The sequence below is a fragment of the Mesorhizobium sp. M0051 genome (assembly GCF_040323235.1).
GTDB lineage: Bacteria > Pseudomonadota > Alphaproteobacteria > Rhizobiales > Rhizobiaceae > Mesorhizobium.
In genome coordinates this window covers 12,558-38,877 of the sequence record NZ_JAMYUT010000022.1, presented here as the reverse complement: position 1 = coordinate 38,877, position 26,320 = coordinate 12,558, and the positions used below count along the sequence as shown (strand labels likewise).

Annotated in this window: 23 protein-coding genes and 2 tRNA genes; 9 read left to right on the top strand and 16 right to left on the bottom strand. The window is 63.6% G+C overall.

The genetic code is table 11. The features are described 5' to 3' along the window. Positions 1–53 precede the first annotated feature (53 nt). The 6 genes from NKJ90_RS21775 to NKJ90_RS21750 form a co-directional block, all read right to left on the bottom strand. Complete coding sequence (locus tag NKJ90_RS21775; RefSeq protein WP_023758186.1) at positions 54–890, bottom strand: ATP-binding cassette domain-containing protein; 837 nt, start codon at positions 888–890, stop codon at positions 54–56. Beyond that, on the bottom strand, positions 883–1,761 hold the full coding sequence (locus NKJ90_RS21770; protein WP_023758185.1) for an ABC transporter ATP-binding protein: 879 nt from the start codon (positions 1,759–1,761) through the stop codon (positions 883–885). Before NKJ90_RS21770 ends, NKJ90_RS21775 begins: the two co-directional genes overlap by 8 nt. Beyond that, positions 1,758–2,606, bottom strand: a complete 849-nt coding sequence (locus tag NKJ90_RS21765; RefSeq protein WP_023758184.1) for an ABC transporter permease — start codon at positions 2,604–2,606, stop codon at positions 1,758–1,760. Before NKJ90_RS21765 ends, NKJ90_RS21770 begins: the two co-directional genes overlap by 4 nt. Then, on the bottom strand, positions 2,599–3,606 hold the full coding sequence (locus NKJ90_RS21760) for an ABC transporter permease (protein WP_023758183.1): 1,008 nt from the start codon (positions 3,604–3,606) through the stop codon (positions 2,599–2,601). The genes NKJ90_RS21765 and NKJ90_RS21760 overlap by 8 nt, the downstream gene beginning before the upstream one ends. 217 nt (positions 3,607–3,823) lie before the next feature. Further along, complete coding sequence (locus NKJ90_RS21755) at positions 3,824–5,350, bottom strand: ABC transporter substrate-binding protein (RefSeq protein WP_023758182.1); 1,527 nt, start codon at positions 5,348–5,350, stop codon at positions 3,824–3,826. A gap of 113 nt (positions 5,351–5,463) precedes the next feature. Continuing rightward, on the bottom strand, positions 5,464–7,038 hold the full coding sequence (locus NKJ90_RS21750) for a phytoene desaturase family protein (RefSeq protein WP_023758181.1): 1,575 nt from the start codon (positions 7,036–7,038) through the stop codon (positions 5,464–5,466). 118 nt (positions 7,039–7,156) lie between these two features. Here NKJ90_RS21750 and NKJ90_RS21745 point away from each other — a divergent pair, with 118 nt between their 5' ends. The 5 genes from NKJ90_RS21745 to NKJ90_RS21725 all read left to right on the top strand — a co-directional run bounded on the left by NKJ90_RS21745 (position 7,157) and on the right by NKJ90_RS21725 (position 14,077). Beyond that, positions 7,157–7,948, top strand: coding sequence for a cyclase family protein (locus tag NKJ90_RS21745; protein ID WP_023758180.1), 792 nt, complete (start codon positions 7,157–7,159; stop codon positions 7,946–7,948). Positions 7,949–8,253: 305 nt separating this feature from the next. After that, positions 8,254–9,825 carry a phytoene desaturase family protein gene (locus NKJ90_RS21740; protein ID WP_023758179.1) on the top strand — a complete coding sequence of 524 codons (1,572 nt, stop codon included), beginning with the start codon at positions 8,254–8,256 and terminating at the stop codon, positions 9,823–9,825. Further along, positions 9,825–10,307, top strand: coding sequence for a MarR family winged helix-turn-helix transcriptional regulator (locus NKJ90_RS21735; RefSeq protein WP_023758178.1), 483 nt, complete (start codon positions 9,825–9,827; stop codon positions 10,305–10,307). Before NKJ90_RS21740 ends, NKJ90_RS21735 begins: the two co-directional genes overlap by 1 nt. A gap of 43 nt (positions 10,308–10,350) precedes the next feature. After that, entirely contained in the window at positions 10,351–12,504 is a 2,154-nt protein-coding gene (locus NKJ90_RS21730) for a thiamine pyrophosphate-dependent enzyme (protein ID WP_352486761.1), read from the top strand. Next, a complete protein-coding gene (locus tag NKJ90_RS21725; RefSeq protein ID WP_023758176.1) occupies positions 12,497–14,077 on the top strand; it encodes an indolepyruvate oxidoreductase subunit beta family protein in 1,581 nt (526 codons plus the stop codon). The genes NKJ90_RS21730 and NKJ90_RS21725 overlap by 8 nt, the downstream gene beginning before the upstream one ends. Before the next feature lie 122 nt (positions 14,078–14,199). Here NKJ90_RS21725 and NKJ90_RS21720 read toward each other — a convergent pair whose 3' ends face one another. Continuing rightward, entirely contained in the window at positions 14,200–14,388 is a 189-nt protein-coding gene (locus NKJ90_RS21720) for a YodC family protein (RefSeq protein ID WP_023758175.1), read from the bottom strand. A 277-nt stretch (positions 14,389–14,665) separates the two neighbouring features. On the opposite strand from NKJ90_RS21720, the gene NKJ90_RS21715 reads away from it, so the two are divergent. Beyond that, a tRNA-Cys gene (locus tag NKJ90_RS21715) sits at positions 14,666–14,741 on the top strand. 141 nt (positions 14,742–14,882) lie between these two features. Here NKJ90_RS21715 and NKJ90_RS21710 read toward each other — a convergent pair. Continuing rightward, positions 14,883–14,958, bottom strand: a tRNA-Thr gene (locus NKJ90_RS21710). A 312-nt stretch (positions 14,959–15,270) separates the two neighbouring features. On the opposite strand from NKJ90_RS21710, the gene NKJ90_RS21705 reads away from it, so the two are divergent. Beyond that, entirely contained in the window at positions 15,271–16,425 is a 1,155-nt protein-coding gene (locus NKJ90_RS21705; RefSeq protein WP_023758174.1) for a hypothetical protein, read from the top strand. A 24-nt stretch (positions 16,426–16,449) separates the two neighbouring features. Here NKJ90_RS21705 and NKJ90_RS21700 read toward each other — a convergent pair whose 3' ends face one another. Both NKJ90_RS21700 and NKJ90_RS21695 read right to left on the bottom strand, forming a co-directional pair. Further along, positions 16,450–18,051 (bottom strand): cisplatin damage response ATP-dependent DNA ligase, encoded by a 1,602-nt coding sequence (locus NKJ90_RS21700; RefSeq protein WP_023758173.1) that lies wholly within the window; start codon positions 18,049–18,051, stop codon positions 16,450–16,452. 4 nt (positions 18,052–18,055) lie between these two features. Further along, positions 18,056–19,066, bottom strand: a complete 1,011-nt coding sequence (locus tag NKJ90_RS21695) for a ligase-associated DNA damage response exonuclease (protein ID WP_023758172.1) — start codon at positions 19,064–19,066, stop codon at positions 18,056–18,058. 105 nt (positions 19,067–19,171) lie between these two features. On the opposite strand from NKJ90_RS21695, the gene NKJ90_RS21690 reads away from it, so the two are divergent. Beyond that, positions 19,172–20,089 carry a class I SAM-dependent DNA methyltransferase gene (locus tag NKJ90_RS21690; protein ID WP_023758171.1) on the top strand — a complete coding sequence of 306 codons (918 nt, stop codon included), beginning with the start codon at positions 19,172–19,174 and terminating at the stop codon, positions 20,087–20,089. Between the two features lie 89 nt (positions 20,090–20,178). Then, positions 20,179–20,568 (top strand): hypothetical protein, encoded by a 390-nt coding sequence (locus NKJ90_RS21685; protein ID WP_245266478.1) that lies wholly within the window; start codon positions 20,179–20,181, stop codon positions 20,566–20,568. Here NKJ90_RS21685 and NKJ90_RS21680 read toward each other — a convergent pair. The 6 genes from NKJ90_RS21680 to NKJ90_RS21655 form a co-directional block, all read right to left on the bottom strand. Then, positions 20,565–21,506 carry a 2-hydroxyacid dehydrogenase gene (locus NKJ90_RS21680; protein ID WP_023758169.1) on the bottom strand — a complete coding sequence of 314 codons (942 nt, stop codon included), beginning with the start codon at positions 21,504–21,506 and terminating at the stop codon, positions 20,565–20,567. The two genes, NKJ90_RS21685 and NKJ90_RS21680, sit on opposite strands and share 4 nt — an antisense overlap. Positions 21,507–21,535: 29 nt before the next feature. Next, positions 21,536–23,164: an ABC transporter ATP-binding protein gene (locus NKJ90_RS21675; RefSeq protein ID WP_023758168.1), complete on the bottom strand. Its 1,629-nt coding sequence runs from the start codon at positions 23,162–23,164 to the stop codon at positions 21,536–21,538. Then, positions 23,161–23,661 carry a type II toxin-antitoxin system VapC family toxin gene (locus NKJ90_RS21670; RefSeq protein ID WP_023758167.1) on the bottom strand — a complete coding sequence of 167 codons (501 nt, stop codon included), beginning with the start codon at positions 23,659–23,661 and terminating at the stop codon, positions 23,161–23,163. Before NKJ90_RS21670 ends, NKJ90_RS21675 begins: the two co-directional genes overlap by 4 nt. Beyond that, the gene (locus NKJ90_RS21665) at positions 23,661–23,894 is read right to left on the bottom strand and encodes a hypothetical protein (protein WP_023758166.1); all 234 of its coding nucleotides are present in this window, start codon (positions 23,892–23,894) and stop codon (positions 23,661–23,663) included. Before NKJ90_RS21665 ends, NKJ90_RS21670 begins: the two co-directional genes overlap by 1 nt. A gap of 159 nt (positions 23,895–24,053) precedes the next feature. Next, on the bottom strand, positions 24,054–25,199 hold the full coding sequence (locus tag NKJ90_RS21660; protein WP_023758164.1) for an ABC transporter permease: 1,146 nt from the start codon (positions 25,197–25,199) through the stop codon (positions 24,054–24,056). Then, on the bottom strand, positions 25,199–26,299 hold the full coding sequence (locus tag NKJ90_RS21655) for a microcin C ABC transporter permease YejB (protein ID WP_352486758.1): 1,101 nt from the start codon (positions 26,297–26,299) through the stop codon (positions 25,199–25,201). The genes NKJ90_RS21660 and NKJ90_RS21655 overlap by 1 nt, the downstream gene beginning before the upstream one ends. Positions 26,300–26,320 lie beyond the last annotated feature (21 nt).

The following is a 26,320-nucleotide window of genomic DNA, read 5'->3' as shown; positions in this document are numbered from 1 at the left end:
GGTCTGGCCGGCGGTCGCATGTCCGAGGCTCGCTTTTCGGCGTGCGTGTGCATTCATGTCGGGGCCTTGGCGGCGGCAGGGATGTCCAGCCAACCCGGGTCGATTTCCGGCAGCGGAATGGCTGCGATGAGATCGCGCGTGTAGGCCTGCCGAGGATTGTCGAACAAGGCGTCGGTGGCACTGGCTTCGACGATCACGCCTTCGCGCATGACGATCACTTGCCGGCACAGCCGCCGAATGACAGACAAATCGTGGCTGATGAAGGCGACGGTCAGGCCCATCTCGGCCGCAAGCTTCTCCAGCAGGGTCAGGATCTGCGCCTGCGTCGACACGTCGAGGCCGGAGACGATCTCGTCGGCCAGCACGAATTTCGGCGACAGCGCCAGGGCGCGGGCAATGCCGACACGCTGGCGCTGGCCGCCCGACAGTTCGTGGCGGTAGCGGCTGGCAAAGCTTTGCGGCAGGCCGACGCGCTGCAACGCCTCGGCGATGCGCGCCTTCAGATTGTCGCCGAGGCCGTTCTGCTTCAGCGGTGCTGCGATGATGCTGGCGATCGTGCGGCGCGGGTTGAGCGACGACATCGGATCCTGGAAGATCATCTGCAGGTCACGGCGCAGCGGCCTGAGTTCCGCCTCAGGCAGATGGGTGATGTCGCGGCCCTCGAAACTGATGCTGCCGGCGCTCGGTTCCAGGAGGCGCACCAGGGCGCGGCCGAGCGTCGATTTCCCCGACCCGGATTCGCCGACGATCCCAGTCACCGACCCCTTGGGCAGGTCGAAATCCAGCCTTTTCAGGATCTCGGCCAGCGGCGCGCGGCCAAACAGCGGCTTGCGCGTCATGTCGGGTAGGACCACCTTCAGCCCACGTACGGAAAACAGCGGCTCAGCCATGCGGGCGCCTCCAGGCCTGGTCGGCGGCCGCAATCTCGGCGGCAAGCCCGGCCAGCACCGCCTCGTCCACGGGCTTCAGCGAAGCGTATGGGTCGGTGTAGCGCGGCGTGGCCGCCATCAGCGCCCGTGTGTAGGGGTGCTGCGGCGCGGCGAAGAGAGCAGCCGTCTCGGCCTCTTCGACCACCTTGCCGGCATAGAGCACCGACACCTTCTGGCTGATCTTGGCGACGACGCCGAGATCGTGGGTGACGAACAGGATTGCCGTGCCATGCTCGCGCTGCAATTGCGCGATCAGCCGCAGGATCTGCTTCTGCACGGTGACGTCGAGCGCCGTCGTCGGCTCGTCGGCGACGATCAGCCTTGGTTCGGCGGCGAAGGCCGCGGCGATCAGCACGCGCTGGCGCATGCCGCCGGAAAGCTCGTGCGGATAGCTTTTCAGCACACGGTCGGGGTCGCGGATCTGCACCTCGTCCAGCAACTGGCGAATGCGCCGATCAGCCTTATCGCCACCCCAGCCGAGGATGCGCACCAGCCGGTCCGTCATCTGCGAACCGATGCGACGTGACGGGTTGAGCGCGGTCAGCGGATCTTGGGGGATCAGCGCCGTGCGGGCACCGATCAGCGTGCGCCGTGCCTTGGGCTGAAGCCGGCCGAGGTCCTCGCCCTCAAGCAGCATATCGCCTTCGACGATGCGCACGCTCGGCGGCAGCACGCCTAGCACTGCCTTGCCGATCATCGTCTTGCCGGCACCGCTCTCGCCGACCAGCGCGCGGACTTCGCCGGGCTGCACGGCAAGCGACACCGAGCGCAGCACGCGCTGGCCGTTGGGCAGCACGGCGCTTAGATTCCTGATTTCGAGACAGGCGCTCATCGCAGCACCGGGTCGAAGCGCGTCTTCAGCGCCTCGCCGAACTGGCTGAACGACAGCACGGTCAGGATCAGCGTGATCAGCGGGAACACCAGCACCCACCAGGCCTGGTGGATCGACAACCGGCCCTCGGCGATGATGCCGCCCCAGGTCGGATCGTCGGTCGAGATCGACAGATTGACGAAGGACAGGATCGCCTCGACGATGACGGCGATGCCCATTTCCAGCGACAGCAGCGCCACGATCGACGGCACCACATTGGGCAGCACTTCGCGCAGCATGATGCCGATGCGGCCATGGCCGGCGATACGGGCATTCTCGACATAATCCATGCGCGACTGGCCCATCGTCTCGGCGCGGATCACCCGGCAAAAGCGCGTCCAGTCGATGATGGCGATGGCGAGGATGACGGAGCTCAAGCCGGTGCCGAGCACGGCCACCAGAAGGATGGCAAACAGCACCGGCGGAAACGCCATCCAGACGTCGACGATGCGCGAGATGACGAGGTCGGCCCAGCCGCCGAAATAGCCGGCGACCAGACCGAGCATCGAGCCGACCAGACACGCGGCGATGGCGGCGGCGAAGGCGACGATGAAAGCGATGCGGCCTCCGAAGATCAGCCTGGACAACAGATCGCGGCCGAGGCTGTCGGTGCCCAGCCAATAGCCGGGTTCCGCACCGCTGATCCAGAACGGCGGCAGCCGTTCCAGCATCAAATCCTGCGCCAGCGGATCTTGCGGCGCCACCAGCGGCGCGAAAATCGCCGCCAGCAGCGCCAGCAGCAGCCAGCCGCCGGCAAGCCACAAGCGCGGCGACACACCACGCCTTCGAGCACGGCCCTCATCCATGGCGCAGCCTCGGGTTGAGCAGGGCGTACATCATGTCGACGGCAAGGTTGATCAGCACGAACAGCAACGCGAAGACCAGCACGATGCCCTGGATCAGCGGCAGGTCGCGGTTGATGACCGCATCGATCGCCATGTTGCCGAGGCCTTCATAGGAGAACAGCCGCTCGACGATGACCGTGCCGCCGATGAGGAAAGTGAACTGCACGCCGACCAGCGTCAGCGTCGGCAAAGCGGCGTTCTTCAGCGCCTCGCGCAGGATGACCTGCGTTTCCGAAAACCCTTTCACCCGCGCCAGCACGACATAGTCGAGGTCGAGCACTTCCTTCAGCGACTGTTTCAACAGCTGCGAGATGATTGCGGCGAGCGGCAGCGCCAAAGCCACGGCCGGCATGAGCATGTGCTTCAGGAGATCCCAGGTGAGGTCGAAGCGCAGCCGCAGGATACTCTCGAACAGATAGAACTGGGTGACGAAGGGCAGGTCGAGCTGCGGCGACACCCGGCCGGAAATGTCGAAGATCGGCACCAGCACGCCGAACAGCAGGATCAGCACCAGGCCCCACAGGAAGTCAGGAATGGAGAGCGCCGCGCCGCTGGCGATGTCGATGCCGGCTTCCACCGCGGTGCCGCGCTCGCGTGCGCCGAGGATCGCCGTCGTGCCGCCGAGTGCCACCGCCATAAGGAGCGCAACGATGGCGAGCTCCAGCGTCGCCGGCAGCCGGTTGAAGACGAGGCCGAGCACGTCTTGCCGCAGCGAAATCGAAGTGCCGAAGTCGCCCCTGACGACGCCGGACAGCCAGATGAAGAACTGCTGCACGATGGTCTTGTCGAGGCCGTAGAGCGCGCGCAGCCGGGCAATGTCTGCATCTGTCGCGCCGGGCGGCACCATCATGGCGATCGGATCGCCGGGCGCTACGCGGATCACGATGAAGACGACGACGGCCACGCCGAACAGCGTGATCAGCATCGTCAGGAGACGGATCAGGAATCTTTGCAGGAGCATTCTGGCATAGGCCTAATGCGTTTCAGTGACTGATGAACGAACAGCCCCCTCATCCGGCCGCTTCGCGGCCACCTTCTCCCCGAGGGGAGAAGAGGTCGCAGATGGCTGAGCCAGTCTCTTCTCCCCAGCGGGGAGAAGGTGGCCCGAAGGGCCGGATGAGGGGGCCTGCGCAGTTGGAAAAGACACGCCGTATCGCGGCAGCGTCTCTTCGCCGATATCAGGCCGGGGTCATCAAGGCCGGCAGCAGCGCGCCGGACACATGCTGGACCACGTTGACGCCCTTGGCATGCACGATCGGCTGCGCATACTGCATCAGCGGCAGCACATAGGCCTGCTCAGCGATGTATTTGTCGACTGCCTTCCAGCCGGCGATGCGCTTGGCCTCGTCCTTCTCGCCCCACAGCGGGTTGATCATGTCGATCAGGTCCTGGCTGTCCCATACCGAATGCGGGCTCGGGCCATACATGGCAAAGCCGGTCGAGGTGGTTGGATCGCCGATGGCGTTGCCCCAATTGTAGAAGGCGGCCGGTGCCAGCTTGTCTGCGGCGCGCAACTCGTAGTGCTTGGCGATCTCGTAGACCTCGATCGACGCCTCGATGCCGACCTTGCGCCACATGCCGACGATCGCCTGGATCATCTCATAGTCCTTGGGCTTGAAGCCCTTGGTCGTCTGGATGGTGAACTTGACCGGCTTTTCCGGTGAATAGCCGGAGGCGGCGAGCAGCTCCTTGGCCTTCGCCGGATTGTGCTCGACCTTGATCGACGCATCGTAGGCCGTGTATTCCGGCGTCTCCAGCGTGTCGATCGGCTGGCCGTAGCCGCGCAGCAGGCGGTCGACCAACAGCTTCTTGTCGATCGACATGACGGCCGCCTGGCGCACGTTCTTGTCCAGCATCGCATCGATGTCGTTGAAGAAGATCATGCCGATGTCGGAGACGTTTTTGCACGAGCCGGCCAGCCCGTCCTTGGCGATCAGGCGGTCATATTCCTCGTAGGGAATTTCAAGCGTCACCTGCGAGGAACCGGACTCGATCTCGGCGACGCGGCTCGCCGCGTCAGTGACGAACTTGATCGTCACATTCTCGAAGGCCGGCTTGCCGCCCCAATAGTTCGGGTTGGCCTTCAGCCGCAGGAAGGCGTTGCGCTCGAATTTTTCGACCATGTAGGGGCCGGTGCCGATCGGCGCCTTCTCGAAACCTTCGGCGCCCACCTTCTCGTAATAGGCCTTCGGCATGATGTAGCCGGTCAGGAACGACATCCATTTGAAATATACAGGGTCGAACTGCACCACGTCGCCGGTGATCTTGTTGCCGTCGATCTTGAAATTGTTGACGTTCTTCCACACGAACTGGATCGGGTTGCCGGTCTTTTCGTCGCCCGCGCGCTGCAGTGACCAGACGACATCCTCGGGCGTGAAGGGCGAGCCGTCATGCCATTTCACGCCTTCTCGCACCGTCATCATGATCTTGGTGCGGTCGTCGTTCCAGCCCCATTCGGTGAGCAGTCCCGGCGCGAAGGACAGGTCTGGCTTCTGCGGGATGAATTGGTCGAACACCGACTGGTAGAGCCCCTGGATCGTCGGGTTGACGGCCGAGGGGCCGGTGGTCGGATCCCAGGATGGCAGGTTGACGTTATAGGCGATGGTCAGTTCACCGGCCGCCTTGGCGATCTGCGGCAGGCCGACGGCGGCGACCCCGAGTGCCGCGGCACTGTATCCCAGCAATTCGCGTCTGTTGATTGTCATGGTCGTTCCCCTTGTTGGTTTTCTGTTTTCGTCGCGCGGCAATGTCAGTTCATTGGTTCAGTCTTCGTGGGCAGCGGCGCCTTGCCTCTCGTGGCCTCTATCGATCGTCGCTCCTACCTCCCGCCAAGCTGTTGCGCGAGCATGTAGCCCGAGGCCGCACCGGTGCCGGCACCGGGCCATGTCGCGGCACCGGTGAGATGCAGATTGCCGATCGGCGTGTTCCAGCCGGCGTAACCGCGCGCTGGGCGAAACAGGAAATTCTGCGCCAGATGATGGCTGCCGCAAACCTGGTCGCCGCCGACGAGGTTCGGGTTTTCACGCTCGAGATCGATGGGCGAGAAGGCGGCGCGGCCGAGGATCTTGTTTCGCAAGCCAGGCGCGTAGGTCTCGATCATGTCGAGGACGCGCTCGGCGTAGACCTCCTTGACCTGGTCCCAATGCGCCGGCGTGATCTTGCCGGCCGCATCGCCTGTGATTTCGGCGGGCAGCATGCGCACCTGCACCCACAGCACATGTTTGCCCTCAGGCGCCCGCGACGGATCGATCGCGGTCGGCTGGCCGACAACCAGCACCGGCTCGTCCGGCAACATGCCCGCCATCGCCTGTTGATAGGTGCGCGACATGGCGTCGAGCGACGGTGACAGATGCACATAGGCGAATTGCCGAAGCTCGGGTCCGGCGCGCCAGTCCGGCAAATTGTCCAGCGCCAGATGGATCATCATTGTACCCGGCGCATGGCGGAATTTCTGCATCGCCGTGTCGAAACCAGTGTCGCCCGAACCATTGGGCAACAGCTTGCCAGTCAGCGCCTTCGGCGCGACGCCGGCGATCACAGCCTTGGTGGCGGTGTGAGTCTCACCGGAAGCGAGCCTCACACCGGTCGCCCTGCCGGCGGAAACCGTGATCTCGGCCACTTCGGCGCCAGTCACGATCTTGCCGCCGGCTGATGTGACGATGCCCGACAATGCCCGGATGATGGTGTCGGCGCCGCCCTTGCCCAGCACCATGCCAAAGCTCTGGTTGGCCATCGATTCCAGATAGGGGAACACGGCACCGCCGGCGATGTCGGGAGCAAAGTCGAGATGCATGCCCCAGGTGGCGAGCGTTGCCCTGATATGAGGCGATTCGAAGGTCGCCTCCAGCCAGGCGCGCGGTGAGGACAGCAGCAGGCGCCCGGTATCGAGCGCCCCGGACATGCCCTTCTTGCGCCACAGGTTCCACGCGGTACCCGCCAGCGCGCGGGCGCTCATCGGCGAGCCCAGCAGCCGGAACAGATGCTCGGCCTCCGACGGAAACGCGGCAACCAGTCTGCGCCATGTTGCGGCGTCAGTGGCGGAGAAGGCGGCCATGCGCGCGGTGGTCTTTTCCAGATCGTTGCTGACGCCGAACCAGCGACCGTCCGGAAAGGCACTGGCGAAACAATCGGCGACCGGGGCGAACTCGAGCCCCTGTACTTTCAATTCATTTGCATATTTCCGGTGAAAGGCCGAGCCGGCAAACAGGCTCAGGTTCATTGCGCCGAAGTCGTGGCGGAAGCCGGGAAGGGTGAATTCGCGGGTCTGGACGGCGCCGCCGATTGTTGCACTGCGCTCGAAAATCCCGGTTTTCCAGCCTTTGAGCGCCAGATGCGCGGCGCATGCCAGAGTGTTGTGGCCGGCCCCGACAAAGATGGCGTCAAATTCGCTCACGCCCCGGTCCCATTTCCTTTATGCTTAAAGATAATTGCAGATGCATATGTTTTCGTCTAGTAGGATATTAAGGGCCGAGACGAGCCTTGATCATCACATGAAAGAGGGAACAGAGACCATGGACACCCAAAAACTCCTCGGCGAAGTCGCCGGCCAGCTTCTTTCAGGCGCCATCAAGGTGGTCGACCTGACGGCGCCGCTCGGACCCGACACGCCGCTGATCAAGCTGCCGCCGGAACTCGCCGTCGACACACCCAAGATCGAGATCCACTCGATCTCCCGCTATGACAAGAAAGGCCCGTGGTGGGCCTGGAACTGGCTGAAGCTCGGCGAGCATTCGGGCACGCATTTCGATGCGCCGCAGCACTGGATTTCCGGCAAGGACTATGCCGACGGCGCCACCGACACCATCCCGGCGCAGAATTTCGTCGGCCCGGTCAATGTCATCGACTGTTCGAAGGAAGCCGCCGCCGACCCTGATTTCCTGCTCACCGTCGACCACATCAAGGCCTGGGAAGCCAGGCATGGCGCCATCAATGCCGGCGAATGGGTGGTGATGCGCACCGACTGGTACAAGCGCAACGGCTCGGAAGCCGAGTTCCTCAACGCCAACGAGACCGGCCCGCATACGCCTGGCCCGACAGCCGAAGCCATCCAGTTCCTGATCAGCAAGAACATCAAGGGCTGGGGCTCAGAGACGATCGGCACCGATGCCGGCAAGGCAGGGGGAATGGAGCCGCCATTCCCGGCGCACACGCTGATGCACAAGGCCAACCGTTACGGCCTCGCCAGCCTTTGCAACCTCGACCAGCTGCCGCCGAAGGGCGCCATCCTGATCGCCGCACCGCTCAAGATCGAACACGGCACCGGCAGCCCGATCCGCGCGCTGGCGCTGGTTTCGAAGCAATAGGTGAGATTGGGTCTTCGGGAGAAGATCATGTGTGTAGGCGAAACCGGGTTGGTGGTGTGGCAACCGTGCAGCGCTAGCGCTCTACGGCGCCCCCCTCTGTCCTGCCGGACATCTCCCCCTCAAGGGGGGAGATTGGCAGCTTCGGCACCCCGTTCGTTCCTGCAGCGTTACAGATTGGCGAAAGCAGTTGTGACAGCCGATCTCCCCCCAAGAGGGGGAGATGTCCGGCAGGACAGAGGGGGGCGCGAAGGAACGCGACCTCGTTCGATTGAATCGCATCTCCCGGAGATGGCGAGCAAGTGTCGATGAAGGCGCCCGATCACATCATCGTCGGCAGCGGCATCAACGCGCTGGTCTGCGCGGCGATGCTTGGCGGCAAGGGTGCCAAGGTGCTCGTGCTGGAGCGCAATGACCGCATTGGCGGCTGCATGCGCACAGAGGAGATCACTGCGCCCGGCTTCATCCATGACGTGATGGCGACGACCTTCGTGCTGTTCATCACCTCGCCGGCCTTTGCGGCACTCGGCGCCGATCTTGCCCGGCACGGGCTGGAATTCTGCCATACCGGCACGCCGACCGGCGTGCTGCGGCCGGACGGCAGCCATGCCGTGCTCACCACCGATCGCGCCGCCAATGTCGCCGCCCTCAATGCGATCTCGGCAGGCGACGGCGACCGGCACGCGGAGGATGTCGGCGGAATCGAGCGCAATGCGGGCCTGCTGTTCGGCCTGCTCGGTGGCAGCCTGTGGTCCTATCCGACCGCCAAGCTGCTGGCCGGTGATGCCTGGCGGCGTGGCCCACGCGGCCTTGCCGCCTTTCTCGGCGAGGCGCTTGTGCCGGCACGGAGCTGGCTGGAAAGCACCTACAAGTCCGAAATCATCCACGCACTGTGGGCACCTTGGGTGCTGCATGCCGGGCTTGGTCCCGAAGATGCGTTCTCCGGCCAGATCGCCAAGGTCATTGCCTTCGCGCTGGAAGCGGCCGGAGCGCCGATCGTCAAGGGTGGGGCGAAGAACCTGCTGTCGGCCTTCGAGGCGCTCATTACCGAACGCGGCGGCGTCATCTCCACAGAAGCGGACGTCGCCTCAATCATCGTGACCGGGGGCCGCGCCACCGGTGTGCGGCTGGCCTCGGGCGAAACCGTCCATGCCAAGAAGAGCGTCATCTGCTCGGTCACGCCGACGCAGCTTTACGGCCGGCTGCTCGGCGCGGATGCGCCCAAAGCCGATGTCGAGGCGACGCAGAAATACCGCTACGGCAAAGGCAATTTCCAGATCCACTACGCGCTGGACAGAGCGCCGGCATGGCGCGGCGAAGGCCTGGACAAGGTCGCCCTGCTGCACCTGACGCCGGGACTGGATGGCGTGTCGAAAGCCTGCAACGAAGCGGCGCGCGGCGTGCTGCCGGAGGTGCCGACCATCTGTGTCGGCCAGCCGCACGCGCTCGACCCGTCACGCTGCCCGGAGGGCAAGGCGATCCTGTGGCTGCAACTGCCCGAGGCGCCGCGTCACATCAAGGGCGACGCCGCCGGCGAGCTGCAGGCACCCGCCGACGGGCAGTGGACCGACGCGCTGCGAGAGGCCTATGCCGATCGCGCGGAAGCCATCCTCGCCCGCCATATCGAGGGCTTCAAGGCCAGTGTCATCGCGCGCCACGCCTATTCGCCTGTCGATCTCGAGGCGATGAACATCAATCTGGTCGGCGGCGACCCCTATGGCGGCTCCTCGACCATCGACCAGTCGTTCCTGTGGCGGCCGTTCAAGACCAGCCGCAACCATCAGACCGGCATCAAGAACCTCTACCATATCGGCGCCTCGACCCATCCGGGTGCGGGCCTTGGTGGCGGCTCCGGCTTTCTCCTGGCGGGGAGGCTGTGATGGAAGAGAAGGTTGCGCAAAAGCGCCAGCGCATCTCGACCCTTGGGCAGATCGGCCTGCAGCAATTCGCGCCCTATCTGATGAACCGCATCATGGGCCGCTACAATGCCACCCTGCGCGACAATTTCCGCAAGCAGGGGCTAACCATTCCGCAGGTCCGCACGCTCGCCGTGCTGTCGGTCACGGACGGCATCACTGTCAACGACCTCTCGGTCTATACCGTCATCGAGCAGTCGACCTTGAGCCGGACGCTCGACTCGCTGGAGGGCCAGGGCCTGGTGCGGCGCGAGCAGGGCGTCACCGACAGCCGCATCCGCCACGTGTTCCTGACAGATGAGGGCCGCGCCGAGTTCACCCGCGCCTGGCCGGCCATGCATGACGCGTTCGAGGCGATGTTCGACGACGTCGACGATGCGGAATACTCTGCAATGATCGCGACGCTGCAGAAGATGCTGAAGAACATTCGCAAGCACGATATCTAGACCTATGCCGCCGGCCTCGGGCGGCAACGGAAGGATTGAAAAAATGGCCGAACGGTCTTTTGCCAAGGAAGTCGAAAAGCTTCGGCTCGGCGCCGGCGAGGAATTTGCCGGCGAAGGCATCCTCGCCATCACCAAGGCGCTGCTGCAATGCGGCGTCGGTTATGTCGGCGGCTACCAGGGTGCGCCGATCAGCCACCTGATGGACGTGCTGGCCGACGCACAGGACATTCTGGGCGAGCTCGGCGTGCATTTCGAGGCCAGCGCTTCGGAAGCCACAGCCACCGCCATGCTGGCCGCCTCGGTGCACTACCCGATCCGTGGTGCGGCGACCTTCAAGTCTACCGTCGGCACCAATGTCGCCTCCGACGCGCTCGCCAATCTCGCCTCCGGCGGAGTCACTGGCGGCGCGCTGATCATCGTCGGCGAGGATTACGGCGAGGGCTCCTCGATCATGCAGGAGCGCAGCCATGCCTTCGCTATGAAGAGCCAGGTCTGGCTGCTCGATCCGCGCCCCAATCTGCCGTCGATCGTCAAGGCGGTGGAGGACGGCTTCGAGCTGTCCGAGATTTCCAACACGCCGGTCATGCTGCAGGTCCGGATCCGCTGCTGCCATGTCCATGGCCATTTCATCGCCAAGGACAACAAGCGGCCGCCGATGACGGTCGCCGATGCGCTCGACGCACCGCGTAGAGACACCGGCCGCATCGTGCTGCCGCCCGCTTCCTTCCTGCATGAGAAGGAGAAGGTGCAGAAGCGCTGGCCGGCGGCGGTGGATTTCATCGCCAAGAATAGGATCAACGAATTCTTCGGGTCCGATCATGGTTCGGTCGGCATCGTCATGCAGGGCGGCATGTACAATTCGGTCATTCGCGCGTTGCAACGTCTCGGCCTTGCCGACACCTATGGCGACACCGATGTGCCGCTCTACGTGCTCAACGCCGTCTACCCTTTGATCGACGACGAGTTCCTGTCCTTTTGCGAAGGCAAGCAGTCGGTGCTGGTCGTCGAGGAGGGCCAGCCCAATTACATCGAACAGGCCTTCGCCGCGATGCTGCACAAGGCCGGGCGAGGCACCAGGCTGGTCGGCAAGGAGCATCTGCCGATGGCCGGCGAATACACCGGCCAGGTCATGCTCGACGGCATCGGCGCCTTCCTGCGCGCCGAGGCGCCGCATCTGCTGCCGGGCGAGGTACGCGCCCCCAACAAGGTCGGCGACGGCGTCGATACAGCCGACCTGATCAATGTCGTTCCAGGACGACCGCCCGGTTTCTGCATCGGCTGCCCGGAGCGGCCGATCTTTGCCGCGACCAAGCTGGTCGAGCAGGAACTCGGCAAGCACCACATCGCCTCCGACATCGGCTGCCATCTGTTTTCGATCATGCCGCCTTTCGAACTCGGCGCCACTACCATGGGCTATGGGCTAGGGCCGGCTTCGGCTTCGGCGTTCAATTCGCCCGACGCCAAGCGCCGCTCGATCTCCTTCGTCGGCGATGGCGGATTCTGGCACAACGGCCTGACCTCCTCGATCGGCAATGCGGTGTTCAACAAGAACGACGGCGTCATCGTCATCGTCGACAATTTTTATTCGGCCGCCACCGGTGGGCAGGACATCTTGTCGTCCCGCGCGGGCAACAAGACCAAGTCGACGAAGCATCCGATCACTGAGGCGGTGAAAGGGATGGGCGTCAAATGGCTGCGCCATGTCGACCGCACCTATGACGTGACCAAGATGCAGGACACGTTGCGTGAGGCGCTGACGACGGACGAGAAGGGGCCGAAGGTCATCGTCGCCTCGTCCGAATGCATGCTCAACCGCCAGCGCCGCGAAAAGCCGCTGGTCGACAAGGCAATCAAGGGCGGCGAGCGGGTGATAAAACCGAAGTTCGGCGTCGACGAGGACGTCTGCACCGGCGACCATGCCTGCATGCGGCTGTCGGGCTGTCCGTCGCTGTCGGTCAAGTCGCTCGACGATCCACTGCGCGACGATCCGGTGGCGCATATCGACCAGAGCTGCGTCGGCTGCGGCAATTGCGGCGAGGTCGCCGATGCGGCGGTGTTGTGCCCATCCTTCTACCGTGCCGACGTCGTGCACAATCCGAGCCGTTGGGACCGCGCCCTCGAAGCGGTGCGCCGCGCCATCATCAGCCTGTTGCAGCGCCGCCGCGAAAGCCGGCGCCTGACCTTCGCCGATGCTTGACGCTGTCCCGCCATTTCGCGCCCGGCCCGGCGCCCAGGACGGCGAGCGCGTCATCAAGCTTGCCGTGCTGGCGGTCGGTGGCCAGGGCGGCGGCGTGCTGGCCGACTGGATCACCGATGTCGCCGAGCGCAGCGGCTACGTTGCGCAATCGACTTCGGTCGCCGGCGTCGCCCAGCGCACCGGCGCCACCATCTACTATGTCGAGATGGCCCGCGACACCGGCCGGCTGCCGGTCTTCGCGCTGTCGCCCTCGCAAGGTGACGTCGACATCCTGATCGCGGCGGAACTGATGGAAGCCGGCCGCGCCATCATCCGCGGCTTCGTCACGCCCGAGCGTACCACGCTGATCGCCTCGTCGCATCGCATCGCTGCCGTGTCGGAAAAGATCGAACCGGGCGATGGCCGCGCCTCGTCCTCCAAAGTGCATGCGACGGCGGAAGCCGCCGCGAAGCGCTTCATCGCTTTCGACATGGAAAAGATCGCCGCCGACAATGGCTCGATGATCTCGGCCAGCCTGCTTGGCGCGCTGGCGGGGTCCGACGCCCTGCCGTTCTCTCGCGAGAGCTACGAACAGGCGATCGGTGCCGGTGGCCGGGGCGTCAAGGCCAGCCTCGCCGCCTTCGGTGCTGCGTTCGATCGCACGCGCGGTACGGCAGCGCCGGCGCAGAAGCAAGCTGAGCCCGCGCTTGTCGAATCTGTCCTGGGCGCCGGGCGCGTCAGCGGTCCGCAAAACCTGCTGCAAGGCTGGCAGGCCTTGGCCGCCCGTATCGATCTGATGCCCGTGGCAGTGTGCGACATGGCGCTTCGGGGCCTGAGAAAGGTCGTCGACTATCAGGACATCGCCTACGGGCGCGAGTATCTCGACCGGCTGGACAAGGCGGTCGCGCTGGACGGGCCGGATCGCGGATATGGCTTGTCCATCGCTGCCGCGAAGCATCTGGCCAATGCGCTGTGTTACGACGATATGATCCGCGTCGCCGATCTGAAGACACGCTCCACACGCAACAGGCGCGTGCGCCACGAGGTCGGCGTCAAGGACGGCTCGATCCTGCAGGTGACCGAGTATTTCCATCCGCGCATCGAGGAATTCTGCGGCACCCTGCCAGCGGGTCTGGGCAGCTACATCGAGGACCGGCCGAAGCTGGCCGACTTTCTCGACCGCCGCATCAACCATGGCCGCCGCATCCGCACCGACAGTTTCGCCGGCTTTGCAGCACTCTGGTTCATCGGCGGCCTGCGCCGCTGGCGCCGCCGCCTGCTGCGTCACAAGGTCGAGATCGCGCATCTCGATCGTTGGTACGCTCTGGCACTCGACCATGTGCCCCGGGATTACGCGCTGGCTGTCGAGATCCTTAATTGCCGCCGGCTGATCAAGGGCTACAGCGACACCCATGTCCGCGCCCAGTCGAAATTCGACCGCGTACTGTCCGCGCTCGATCTGCTCAAGGGCCGAGCGGACGCCGCCGATTGGATCCGTCGCTTGCGCGAGATGGCGCTGAAGGACGAGAAGGGCGACATGCTCGACGGTGCGTTGAAGACGGTGGCGACGCTGGGGCCGGATCCAGTCAGTTGAAATAGCTGGCAGGCGCCCATCGGGGCCGGCCGCCCTTCGGATGGCGGCGACACAGTCGAAGGGCGAGCGCATCTTCGCCAAAGGCGTCGACCACGCCTCCGGCACATTGCGTCAGCCTGGCTCTAGTCCGACTGTTCGACCGCAATCAGTTGTTCAGGCTTGAACCCGGCATGTTGCGGGGTCCACACTTCGCCCTCGCGATTGAACCAGTGGCACAGATACATGCCCGAGGCAGCGCTATCGCTCACCGTCATCCTGGGGCCCCCGGATTTCAGCCTGACGACGTCTCCAGTCTTGAAAGTATTGGGCATTTTGACCTCCCATGCTGAGGCCACGAGTTTCACACCAAACCAGGGCCTCGACAATGGCAGATGTGTTTCGCCGGCGCCGCCTTCCTTTGCGCCAGCAGCGCGATGACGGCGAGGAGGTCATGAGTACGAACAGGTGCGAAGGCGATGCATCGCGGGTGAGTTTCGGTGAAGTCGAGAGGGTCGCCGGCCGTTCTGGTCGGTAGAGGTCGCGGTGGTTCGCTCGATCTGCTCGGTCTTAACCTTTCCGTAAACATTTGACCGCTACTTGGATGGTGATGGCCTCGTGGCGGAGCGGCTACGCTGGAGACGGCAAATCTCTGAAGCCTCGGTTCGATCCCGAGGCGAGGCCTCCACCTTTCCAAGCTGCTGTCGGACCCTCAGCGGATGCCAATCCGTCCGGCAAGCATTCAGGGACACAATCACCAAAGAAATGATAGGCCGGACGCAAGGGGCTTAGCGCCAGTGGGGCGCCATCAATAGTTCTTTTGGGGGGATGGTGCCGCTTGCGTGACTCGAACACGCGACCCCCGCATTACGAATGCGGTGCTCTACCAACTGAGCTAAAGCGGCCCGGGAGGCCAAGGCCTCCAAGATGCGGGGGTTGATAGACGCAACCGGCCGCGAATTCAAGATGCGACTTGGCGATTCATGCGAGCGTGTCATGCAGTCGTCGAAAGCCGGCCGCCGCGTTGTTCGCAAATCGGTCGCTGCGTGCCTCCGGCGCGTGCAAATCGATGAAACATGCTGATTTCGTTGCCGGAACAGCGCCGCAATGGACTTTGCATACCTCTCCAAGGCAGAATGCGCCGTTCGCCCGTTGATTGATTGGCCGCCTGCGGCTAACGATCACGGCAAGGTTGGCGAACGGACAGAGGGACCCGCTTGGACGCGATCGAAAAAGCGATCCGGAACGCCTTGGAGAAAGGCAATGCCGAGGACCGCGCGTTCCGCGAAAGGGTCTATCGTGCGGCTTTTTCCGCGCTCGATCGCGCGCTAAAGGCCAATCCGGACGTGACCGTGGAACTCGCCATCAAGCGCCGTAAGGCGATCCAGGCGAAAATCACCGAGATCGAATCCGAGTTCCTGCCGGCGGTGCCGGATGTCGGCCCGCAGGGCGATGCCCCGGCGGTCGAGCTTGGTGCGGACTCCGCTCCAGCGGCCGAGGCCGGCCAACATCCATCGGCACCCGCTGTCGTCGACGGGCCTGTGCAACCCGCCTCGGATGCGCCGCGCTCTGCCTCAGATGCGCCGCGCTCGCGCGTGCTGCCCGTCGTTCCCGATATCATGCCGGACGCTGCCCTTCCCGACGCCCCGTCCATCGACATGTCGGCTCCGGGCTCGGCCGGTGCCGCCGCGGAAGTGGCGCCCGATCGCGATGAACGGCGCATAAGGGGACGTCGCCTTCCGCTGACCGCCATCTTCCTGACCGTGACGCTGCTTGCCGCTGTTGGCATCGGCCTGTTCTTCGCTGTACAGACCGGCGTCTTCAAGACACAGGCGCAACTCGATACCGCCCCGCCGCAGGCGCCGCCGACCGTCAACGACGACGATTTCACACCGCCCGGCGGACCGGCAAAGCCCGGTGCCGCGGATCAGGCACACGACTGGATCAACGTGTTTTCGCCGACCGACGCGTCGCATGTCAGCGCCCCGTCGGACGCCAAGGCCGAGGTGATGAAGGACGATACCGGGTCGTTCCTGCGCATACGCTCCGGGGCGTCCGGTTCGGCGATCAGCTTCGATGTCGGGCAAGGCGTGCTGGAGAAGCTCGCCGGCAAACATGCCGTGTTCGACATCATTGCCCGCTCCGAGGAAGGCAAGGAGACGCAAGTTTCCGTCGACTGCAATTTCGGCGAACTGGGCGATTGCGGGCGCAAGCGCTATGCGGTCGGCCAGCAGCAGAACGAATATCTGTTCGACGTGAAATTTCCCGACAAGCGTCCCGGTTCTGCGGGCACCATCGCCATCAATTCCGACTTCGACAAGCAGGGCAAGGCCGCCGACATCTACGAAATCCGTGTTTCGGTCGAGCCGTAAAGCATCAGGCGCTGAAAAGGCCGGTTAGCGGTCGAGCAGCGCCTGCAGTGTCTCGATGCGATCGGCCTCGTTGGCCGGCTTGTCCCAGCGCAATCGTGATACGCGAGGAAAGCGCATGGCGACGCCGGATTTGTGCCGGGTCGAGCGGTTGAGTCCCTCGAAGGCGACTTCCAGCACCAGGCCGTTGTCGCGGTCGGCCCGCACCGAGCGCACCGGGCCGAAACGCTCGACCGTGTTGTCGCGTACATATTTGTCGATCTGCCTCAACTCCTCGTCGGTGAAGCCGAAATAGGCCTTGCCGACCGGCACCAGCTCCTCCTCGCCTTCGGGACCGGACCAGACACCGAACGTATAATCCGAATAGAAGCTCGAGCGCTTGCCATGACCGCGCTGCGCATACATCAGCACCGCGTCCACAGTGTGCGGATCGCGCTTCCACTTGAACCAAGGGCCTTTCGGCCGGCCGGCGACATAGGCTGAGTCCCAGCGCTTCAGCATGACACCTTCGATGATTGGATGCAGCGCTACCCGCCGCAGTTCTTCCAGCGCATGCCAGTCCGAGAATTCGACGAACGGCGACAGATCGAACCGGCTTGGGTCGAGCGTCTTCACGAAGATTTCGAGGCGGCCGCGGCGCTCGCGAAACGGCAGTGCGCGCAAATCCTCGTCGCCGATCTGCAGCACATCATAGCAGCGCATGAAGGCCGGGTACTGCTGCTGCATCTTTGCGGTAACCGTCTTGCGGTTCAGCCGTTGCTGCAGATCCGAGAATGTCCCTGTCGCCTCTCGGGGATCGCCGACCAGCAGCTCGCCGTCCAGCGTCGCTGAAAAATGCATGGCGTCGGCGAGGTCGGGAAAGGCACCCGAAACATCGTCTCCGGTGCGCGAATAGAGCCGGCGGACGCCGCCTTCGGCCACCGCCTGGACACGGATGCCGTCCCATTTCCACTCGGCCGCATAATCCGCCGGATCGAGCTTTTCGAGATCGCCGTCACCCACCGGGTTCGACAGCATTACCGGGCGAAACAACGCCATCGCCGTGCTCCGGGGCTTTTCGGCCTTGCCTTCCAGCCAGGCGAACAGTGCTGTGTAGGGCGGCGACAGCCCGTGCCAAAGCTCTTCGATCTCGGTGACATCGACCTTGCCGAAACCCGCCAGCGCCTGCTTGGCCAGCCGCGCCGACACGCCGATGCGCAGGCCGCCGGTGACCAGCTTGATGATGGCAAAGCGGGCCGAGATGCCGGCGCTATCGAGCAGCCCCGCCAGCACCTTCGGTCCGTCGGAACGGCTTGCCGCCTGCAGTTTGGCGACGACCTCGCTCAGCGTCGGCTCGCGGTTCGGGATGTTTCCGGGCGTTTGCGGCCAGACCAGCGACACCGTTTCGGCAAGATCGCCGACATAGTCGTAGGAATAGCCGAACAGCACCGGATCCATGCGCTCGGTGACCAGCGTGCGCAGCATCGCCGGCTTGACCGCCGCGATGTGGAGGTCGCCGGTGATGGCCGCCAGCGCCAAACCGCGATCGGGATCCTCCACGGTGCGGAAATAGTCGGTCAGCAAGGTCAGCTTGCCGTTGCGCGACGGCGTCAGCACCAGGCGATCGAGAAGTTCGGCGAAGCGGTTCATGCCATCAATCGCCCTCGTCCTCGTACCCCACCAGGTGCAGTGGCCGCGCCGCGATGCCTTCGAGTTCGCACCAGCGTACCAGCGCCTCCTCGCGGCCATGCGTCACCCAGATTTCCTCGGCTCCGGTCTGCTTGATGGTGGCGGTCAGTTCGTCCCAGTCGGCATGGTCCGAGATGATAAGCGGCAGTTCGACGCCGCCTTGCTTGGCGCGCTGGCGGATGCGCATCCAGCCTGAGGCAAAGCACGAGATCGGATCGGGAAAGCGCCTTGCCCAGCGGTCTGCGAAGGCCGATGGCGGGCCGACGACGATGGCGCTGGCGAAATCATCCCTGCCGCCGCTTTCGACGGTTGCCGGCTCCAGCTGCCCAAGGTCGATGCCCTGGCTCTGGTAGTATTCACTGAGTTTGGCCAATGCGCCATGGATGTAGAGCGGCTTGTCGTAGCCAGCGTCGCGCAACAGCCGCATCACCCGCTGCGCTTTTCCGAGCGCATAGGCGCCGACCAGATGCGAGCGTTCGGGAAACTGTGCCGCCGATTTAAGCAGGCGAGCGATCTCCTCGGTGTCGGGTGGATGACGGAATACCGGCAGGCCGAAGGTCGCTTCGGTGATGAACACATCGCACCGGATCGGCTCGAATGGCGCGCAGGTGGCGTCCTTCTGCCGCTTGTAATCGCCGGAGGCGACGATGCGCGTGCCCTGATGCTCAACTGATATCTGCGCCGAGCCCAGCACATGGCCCGCTGGATGGAAGCTGACGCTGACGCCGTCGAGGTCGATCGTCTCGCCGAGCCGGGCTGCTTGCGTCGTTCCCGCAAAATCTTCGCCATAGCGCAGCCCCATGATGTCGAGCGTCTGCTGCGTCGCCAGCACCGAGCGGTGGCCGGAACGCGCGTGGTCGGAATGGCCATGCGTGACCAACGCCCGGTTGACCGGCCGCACCGGGTCGATGAAGAAATCGCCTGGCGGGCAATAAAGGCCCTCGGGCCGGGGATGAAGCAAGTCGCTGGCGCGCATGGTCGCAAGATAGGATATAATTCCGCCGCGGGAAGCCTGTTGTAAGTGACTGCTGACTCTCGCATACAGCACCGCTGGCTCGATCCGCCGACAGGACCAACCGTCATGAAACCGCTTCAGGCCTCGTCCGGCGACTTGAACGCCGATCGCCGTGCCGAATATGCCGAGATGCTCCATGCGGATGGCGCTCACGCGGCAGCGGCGGAATTGCTGCTCGGCGCGCTGGAAATGACACCGCAATGGGCGATGGGCTGGTTTCGCCTCGGCGAAATGCAGCAGGCGGCGGGCGCGCCGGATCTGGCAGCACGGGCCTGGACGATGTCGCTGCAACTCGATCCATCGGATCGACAAGGCGCTGCCCTGAACCTGCAATTGATCGGCAAGGCGCCGGCGGTCGACGCGCTGCCCAGCGCCTTCGTCGAGACTTTGTTCGACCACTATGCCGACAGCTTCGATGAATCGCTGGTCGACAAACTGGGCTACCGGCTGCCTGAGGTGCTCGACCAGGCCATTCGCACGGCGAGGCCGGGCCGCTTCCCACTGGCGCTCGATCTCGGCTGCGGCACCGGCTTGATGGGGCAGAGGCTGCGGCCGATCGTCGATCGGCTCGAGGGTTACGACATTTCGGGCAGGATGCTGAGAAAGGCGCGGACGAAGGGCGTCTACGATGTCCTGGGCAAGGCCGATCTGCGGGATTTTGTCCATGCCGGCCCGACGGCCGATCTGGTGACTGTCGCCGATGTCTTCATCTATGTCGGTGCGCTCGACGGCGTGGTGAGGACGATTGCCGGCTTGCTGGCCAAGGATGGCCTGTTTGCGTTTTCCGTCGAGGAACTGGCCGGAAATGGCGATTTTGCCTTGCAGCCGTCGCGCCGCTACGCACATGCGGAACACTATGTGCGTGACGTCCTGGCTGCCAACGGATTTTCGGTCCTGTCGCTGGAAACGACCGTGATCAGGCAAGACCGGCGCGAACCCGTCAACGGGCTGGTCGTTGTGGCGGGCAAGTTGCCGGCCGCTTGAGGGTACTGTCTCGCCGGCCTCACGAATATCCGTGCTGCGAAAAAAGTCCGATTTGCATGCGCGACTGATATTTGCGATCTGGACGGATCATGCGCGATATCAGGAGGAGCATCTCGATGCGCTGGAACATGATGATCTTGGCATCTTGCGTGCTGACCGCCGGCTGCGTTGGCGGCACCTCGATGTCGGAACGCCAGGACGCCAACATCCAGTCGTCCCTGCAGTATGACAGCGTGCCGTGCGATCAGTTGCTGGCGCAGCGCAACGGGTTGGCGCAGCAATACAAACTTCCGACGACGGCCAAGCCGACATTCTCCAATCCGGCGATGGGCTTCGGCCCGTTCACGCCGGACATGCGCTCCAAGGTCAAGCGCGATACCGACCAGGCGAGCGGCGAGATCGATGCCATGAACCGGTCGATCAATCGCCGCCAGTGCGGCCAACCGGACAAGCAGAAGAAATTGGCGTTGCCTGGCTAATACCCCGCCTTGCGGTCCACCAGATTGTCGAGCTTTTCGCCGCGCTCGAAGGCGTCCATCTGGCGCAGCATGATCGGCGCCAGATGGACGGGGTCGGAAGTCGCTGCCGCGTGCGGCGTGACGAACACTTTTGGATGTCCCCACATCGGACTGGTCTTCGGCAGCGGCTCGACTTCGAACACGTCAAGGCTCGCCTCCTTCAGCGTGCCGTCATCCAGCGCCCGCAAAATGTCGGCGTCCTTTTGCAGGCGGCCGCGTCCGGCATTGATCAGCACCGAGCCGCCGAGGCCGTTGCGCTTCCGCAATTCCTTCAGCACGCCATAGTTGATGATGCCCTTGGTGTCCGGCGTCAGCGGCAAAAGTACGACAAGGATGTCAGTCGCCTTGAGGAAGGGGATCAATCCGGCCTCGCCGGAATAGGTCGCCACGCCTTCCATAGCCTTGTCGCTGCGCGACCAGCCATTCACGGCAAAGCCGAGCGATAGCAGCACCGAGGCCGCCGCGCGGCCGAGGCTGCCGAGGCCCATGATGCCGACGGAAATGTCGCCGGCCGGCCTTTGCTGCGGCTCGTGCCAGATCTTCTTCGACTGCTGCGACCGGTAAAGCAGGCCTTGGCGGTGATGGTCGAGAACCCGCCAGACGACGTATTCGGTCATGTACTGGGTGAGGTTGCCGGCCACGACCTTGACGATCGGAACATCGGGCAGCCCGGGGTCGGCGAAGATGTGATCGACACCCGCTCCGATCGAGAAGATGGCGCGCAGATTGGGCAGCGAGGCCAGCAGGTTCGGCTTCTGCTTCCACACCACCGCATAGGTGATCGAAGGATCGCTGGCGCCGTCCGGTTCCAGCACCACCTCGCGTTCGGCCGACAGGAGTTCGCGCCAGCGCTGCGGATTGAAGCCGGTGACGGCAAGCAGGATGCGGCCTTTTTCCATTCCGATCTTTTAGTCCCTCTGCACGCAAATTACTCGCTGACGATGCCGACCGGCGCCGTTTCTATCTTGAAGGCGGCCGAGATCAGTGCCTGAGTATAGTCGGTTTGCGGATTTTCAAAAATCTGCTGGGAAGGGCCGGCTTCGACGATCCTGCCATTGCGCATGACGATGACGTCGTTGGCGAGCGCGCGGATGACTTTCAAATCGTGGCTGATGAAGAGATAGGCCAGGTCGTGCTTGGCCTGCAGGCTGCGCAACAGGTCGACGACCTGCGCCTGCACGCTCATGTCGAGCGCCGATGTCGGTTCGTCCAGCATGACGAAGCGCGGGTTGAGCACCATGGCGCGCGCGATGGCGACGCGCTGGCGCTGGCCGCCGGAGAATTCGTGCGGGTAGCGGTTGCGTGTCGCCGGATCGAGGCCGACCTCCTTCAGCACCGCCGCCACCTTGTCGTCGCGCTGGTCCGGCGACAGCTTCGGCTCGTGGATCTTCAGGCCTTCCTCGATGATCTCGGCGATCGACATGCGCGGGCTGAGCGAGCCGAATGGATCCTGGAAGACGATCTGCAACTCGCGCCTGAGCGGCCGCATGGCGTTGAAGGTGAGCTGGTTGATGTCGCGCCCGTTGAACCGGATGGTTCCGGTCGAGGAGATCATGCGCGCCAGCGCCAGGCCGAGCGTCGTCTTGCCGGACCCCGATTCGCCGACCACGCCGAGCGTCTGGCCGGCCCGCACGGTGACATCGATGCCGTCGACCGCCTTCACATTGTCGACGGTGCGGCGGAAGAAGCCCTGCTTGATCGGGAACCAGACCTTTATGTCCTTGCCCATCATCACCGGTTTGGCGGCGGCATTGGCCGCCGGCGGCTTGCCCTTCGGCTCAGCCGCCAGCAGATGTTTTGTATAGGCATGCTGCGGATTGACGAAAATCTCCCTGGTCGGACCGGTCTCGACGATCTTGCCCTTGGTCATCACGCAGACCCGGTCGGCAATCTTGCGCACGATGCCGAGATCGTGGGTGATGAACAGCATCGACATGCCTTTGCGGCTCTTCAAGCCGGCCAGCAGCTCGAGGATCTGCGCCTGCACGGTGACGTCGAGCGCCGTCGTCGGCTCGTCGGCGATCAGCAATTCGGGTTCGTTGGCCAGCGCCATGGCGATCATGACGCGCTGACGCTGACCGCCGGACAGCTGGTGCGGATAGGCATCGAGGCGTTTTTGCGGATCGCGGATGCCGACCTCGTTGAGCAAGGCCAGCGTGCGCGCCTTGGCAGGGCGGTCAGCCATACCCTGATGCAGCTTCAGGATCTCGACGATCTGCTGCTCGATCGTGTGCAGCGGATTGAGCGAGGTCATCGGCTCCTGGAAGATCATGGTGATCTTGTTGCCGCGCACCTGCCGCAACTGCTTCTCGCTCATCGCAAGCAGGTCGGCGCCCTGGAACAGGATCTTGCCCGAGGGGTGGCTGGCACTGGGATAGGGCAACAGCTTCAGCACCGACAGCGCTGACACCGATTTGCCGGAGCCGGATTCGCCGACCAGTGCCACCGTCTCGCCCTTGGCGATGTCGAACGAGATGTGGTCGACCGCCGTCGACTGGCCGTCGCCCTGGCCAAAGGCGACGCTGAGGTCTTGTACGCTGAGCAGGGAAGCAGTCATGTATCAACTTCCGCCATAACTTTATCGAGGGCAGAAATCTCCGGTCGTATGATCGAAATTTGCGCTGTCAATTGGGGAGGGACAAGCCGATTTGGCGCGATCGAATACGCGTCCTTCAATCTGGTATCGGCAGTCAGAAATTGCGTGCATCCGAAATGCATCGCCGTCGAAAGATGAATGGCATCCGGTAGCCTGAGAGAAATGAATTGCGAGCGAAGCTGCGCCGCGTGCCAGAGAACCTCGCGAGTTACCGTCCCAATCGAGACAAAAGCGTTGCCAATCGAAACATTGTCGTAGAGCTCGACAAGCGGCTCGTTGCTCTTTTTCAGAGGATCAACCATCAACTCTGCCAGCACGAGTTCGCTTGTCGCGAGGAAAGGCTGCTTTCTGCCCTCGTTCACTGAAATGAGCTGAAGCAGCTTTTTTGCCAGAGCATCGTTATTTTCGAAAGCGTAGATGAAAATGTTCGTGTCGACGTAAAGCCGGAAGGCGGCCATCAATCCTCCCACTCATCGCGGAGGGCACGAACACGCGCAACAGCCTCGTCGAGACTTGTCCCCACCGCGTTGGCCTGCGCATTCCGCATAAGCTCAAGCAATTGTTTACGGCCGAGAGGCTGTTTGGCTTCCTCTTCTATCGTCACCTTAACCGAGGCGCTCAAAGCTATACCCTCTCGCAGTTCATCCGGGAGTTTGGATGCAGGGTAATGCTCAAGGATGATCTTATTCATACCTCTGTCCTTCCGTGGGCTTCGATATGAGGAACTGCAGCTTGTGGTCCGTCATTGACCCATCGCCATCAGTCATCTCGACAACAATGCACACGCTCATTTTCGTTCGAACTGCCCTCACTGGGAATATATCATGCTGATTGCCGATCCGCATCGTTGTCATCTGAACGTCTTGCGCGGATCGAAGGCATCGCGCGTCGCCTCACCGACGAAGACCAGCAGCGACAGCATCAGCGAGATGACGATGAAGCCCGAAATGCCGAGCCACGGCGCGTTGAGGTTGCGCTGCGCCTGCTTGAGCAGTTCGCCGAGCGACGCGGAGCCGGGCGGCAGGCCGAAGCCGAGATAATCGAGCGAAGTCAGCGTTGAGATCGAACCTGAGAGCAGGAAGGGCATGAAGGTCAATGTCGCCACCATTGCGTTGGGCAACAGGTGCCGGAACATGATGGTGCGGTTGGGCACGCCGAGCGCTCGCGCCGCGTTGACATATTCGAAGTTGCGGGCGCGCAGGAACTCGGCCCGCACCACGCCGACCAGCGCTACCCAGGAGAACAGGAGCATCAGGCCGAGCAGGATGAAGAAGCCCGGCGGCAGGATGGCGGCTATGATGAGCAGGAGATAGAGCACCGGGATCGCCGACCAGATTTCGATGAAACGCTGGAACAGCAGATCCGTCCAGCCGCCGAAATAGCCTTGCACGGCGCCGGCCGCGACGCCGATCAGTGCCGAGCCGGCAGTCAGGATCAGGCCGAACAGCACCGAAATGCGAAAGCCGTAGATGACACGCGCCAGCACGTCGCGCGCCTGATCGTCGGTGCCGAGCCAGTTCCAGTTGCCGACGATGCAGGCCGGATCGGCCGGACCTTGCGGATACTGGTTGCATCGCATCTTGGCGTCGTACTCCCAGGACGGCTTGGCAGGGGCCGCTTCAGGAATGGCGTTGTTGACGGTCTGGTAGGAGTACCGCACCGGCGGCCAGATCATCCAGCCATTGGCGTTGATCTCGTCCTGTATGACAGGGTCGCGATAGTCGGTGACGGCATAGAAGCCGCCGAACTTTTCCTCGGGGTAGGCGACCAGCACCGGAAACAGGATTTCGCCCTTGTAGGAAGCGATGATCGGCTTGTCGTTGGCGATGAACTCGGCAAATAGCGACAGCACGAACAGGACGAGGAATATCCATAGCGACCAGTAGCCGCGCCGGTTGGCTTTGAAATTCTGCAGGCGGCGCTTGTTGAGCGGCGACAGCCAGGGCCGCGCGATCCGCTCCGGCGTCGCTCCCGCGGGGGCAGTAGCATCCGACATCAGACGTCTCTCCGCTCGAAATCGATGCGCGGATCGACCCAGGTGTAGATCAGGTCGGACAGCAGCCCAACGAACAGCCCGAGCAGCGAGAAGATGTAGAGATTGGCGAACACCACCGGATAGTCGCGCTCGACCACCGACCTGAAGCCGAGCAGGCCAAGGCCGTCGAGGGAAAAGATGTTCTCGATCAGCAGCGAGCCGGTGAAAAAGGCCGAGATGAAGGCGCCGGGAAAACCGGCGATGACGATCAGCATGGCGTTGCGGAAAACGTGGCCATAGAGCACCTGCCGCTCCGACAGGCCCTTGGCCCGCGCCGTCACCACATACTGCTTGCGGATTTCCTCCAGGAACGAGTTCTTGGTCAACAGCGTCGTGGTGGCGAAGGCCGACAGCACCAGCGCCGTCAGCGGCAAGGTCATGTGCCAGAAATAATCGACGATCTTGCCCCACCAGGACAGCTGATCCCAATTGTCCGAAGTGAGGCCGCGCAGCGGAAACCAGTCCCAGAACGACCCGCCGGCAAACAGCACCATCAGCATGATGCCGAACAGGAACCCTGGGATGGCATAGCCGACGATGACGACGCCGCTGGTCCAGACGTCGAACGGAGAGCCGTCCTTGACCGCCTTGCGGATGCCGAGCGGGATAGAGATCAGGTAGGATAGAAGCGTGATCCACAGGCCGATCGAAATCGACACCGGCATTTTTTCGAGGATCAGGTCGAGCACCGAAATGTCGCGGAAATAGCTGTCCCCGAAATCGAACCTGATATAGTTCCACAACATTATGCCGAAGCGCTCGAGCGGCGGCTTGTCGAAGCCGAACTGCTTTTCCAGCTTCTTGATGAATTCCGGATCGAGGCCCTGCGCGCCGCGATATTTCGAGCTGACGTCGCCGGCAACGTCGAAATTGGCGCTGCCGCCTGCGTCGCCACCGCCACCACCGCCGAGGCGGTCGCTGCCGCCCTGGTTGGTCAACCTGGCGATGACCTGCTCGACCGGCCCGCCGGGCGCGAACTGGATGACGGCGAAGGATATCGCCATGATGCCGAACAGCGTCGGGATCATCAACAGGATGCGGCGCAGGATATAGGCGCCCATCAGGCTTTCTGTCCTCGTTGG

What these genes read in the sequence shown, in the direction of transcription:
- NKJ90_RS21665 (WP_023758166.1), bottom strand. Translation starts at nt 23,894, where the DNA reads ATGAATAAGATCATCCTTGAGCATTACCCTGCATCCAAACTCCCGGAT.
- NKJ90_RS21760 (WP_023758183.1), bottom strand. Translation starts at nt 3,606, where the DNA reads ATGCTCCTGCAAAGATTCCTGATCCGTCTCCTGACGATGCTGATCACG.
- NKJ90_RS21685 (WP_245266478.1), top strand. Translation starts at nt 20,179, where the DNA reads ATGCGCGATATCAGGAGGAGCATCTCGATGCGCTGGAACATGATGATC.
- NKJ90_RS21765 (WP_023758184.1), bottom strand. Translation starts at nt 2,606, where the DNA reads ATGGATGAGGGCCGTGCTCGAAGGCGTGGTGTGTCGCCGCGCTTGTGG.
- NKJ90_RS21735 (WP_023758178.1), top strand. Translation starts at nt 9,825, where the DNA reads ATGGAAGAGAAGGTTGCGCAAAAGCGCCAGCGCATCTCGACCCTTGGG.
- NKJ90_RS21695 (WP_023758172.1), bottom strand. Translation starts at nt 19,066, where the DNA reads ATGCGCGCCAGCGACTTGCTTCATCCCCGGCCCGAGGGCCTTTATTGC.
- NKJ90_RS21725 (WP_023758176.1), top strand. Translation starts at nt 12,497, where the DNA reads ATGCTTGACGCTGTCCCGCCATTTCGCGCCCGGCCCGGCGCCCAGGAC.
- NKJ90_RS21690 (WP_023758171.1), top strand. Translation starts at nt 19,172, where the DNA reads ATGAAACCGCTTCAGGCCTCGTCCGGCGACTTGAACGCCGATCGCCGT.
- NKJ90_RS21670 (WP_023758167.1), bottom strand. Translation starts at nt 23,661, where the DNA reads ATGGCCGCCTTCCGGCTTTACGTCGACACGAACATTTTCATCTACGCT.
- NKJ90_RS21660 (WP_023758164.1), bottom strand. Translation starts at nt 25,199, where the DNA reads ATGTCGGATGCTACTGCCCCCGCGGGAGCGACGCCGGAGCGGATCGCG.
- NKJ90_RS21680 (WP_023758169.1), bottom strand. Translation starts at nt 21,506, where the DNA reads ATGGAAAAAGGCCGCATCCTGCTTGCCGTCACCGGCTTCAATCCGCAG.
- NKJ90_RS21745 (WP_023758180.1), top strand. Translation starts at nt 7,157, where the DNA reads ATGGACACCCAAAAACTCCTCGGCGAAGTCGCCGGCCAGCTTCTTTCA.
- NKJ90_RS21730 (WP_352486761.1), top strand. Translation starts at nt 10,351, where the DNA reads ATGGCCGAACGGTCTTTTGCCAAGGAAGTCGAAAAGCTTCGGCTCGGC.
- NKJ90_RS21770 (WP_023758185.1), bottom strand. Translation starts at nt 1,761, where the DNA reads ATGAGCGCCTGTCTCGAAATCAGGAATCTAAGCGCCGTGCTGCCCAAC.
- NKJ90_RS21755 (WP_023758182.1), bottom strand. Translation starts at nt 5,350, where the DNA reads ATGACAATCAACAGACGCGAATTGCTGGGATACAGTGCCGCGGCACTC.
- NKJ90_RS21675 (WP_023758168.1), bottom strand. Translation starts at nt 23,164, where the DNA reads ATGACTGCTTCCCTGCTCAGCGTACAAGACCTCAGCGTCGCCTTTGGC.
- NKJ90_RS21700 (WP_023758173.1), bottom strand. Translation starts at nt 18,051, where the DNA reads ATGAACCGCTTCGCCGAACTTCTCGATCGCCTGGTGCTGACGCCGTCG.
- NKJ90_RS21775 (WP_023758186.1), bottom strand. Translation starts at nt 890, where the DNA reads ATGGCTGAGCCGCTGTTTTCCGTACGTGGGCTGAAGGTGGTCCTACCC.
- NKJ90_RS21720 (WP_023758175.1), bottom strand. Translation starts at nt 14,388, where the DNA reads ATGCCCAATACTTTCAAGACTGGAGACGTCGTCAGGCTGAAATCCGGG.
- NKJ90_RS21740 (WP_023758179.1), top strand. Translation starts at nt 8,254, where the DNA reads ATGAAGGCGCCCGATCACATCATCGTCGGCAGCGGCATCAACGCGCTG.
- NKJ90_RS21655 (WP_352486758.1), bottom strand. Translation starts at nt 26,299, where the DNA reads ATGGGCGCCTATATCCTGCGCCGCATCCTGTTGATGATCCCGACGCTG.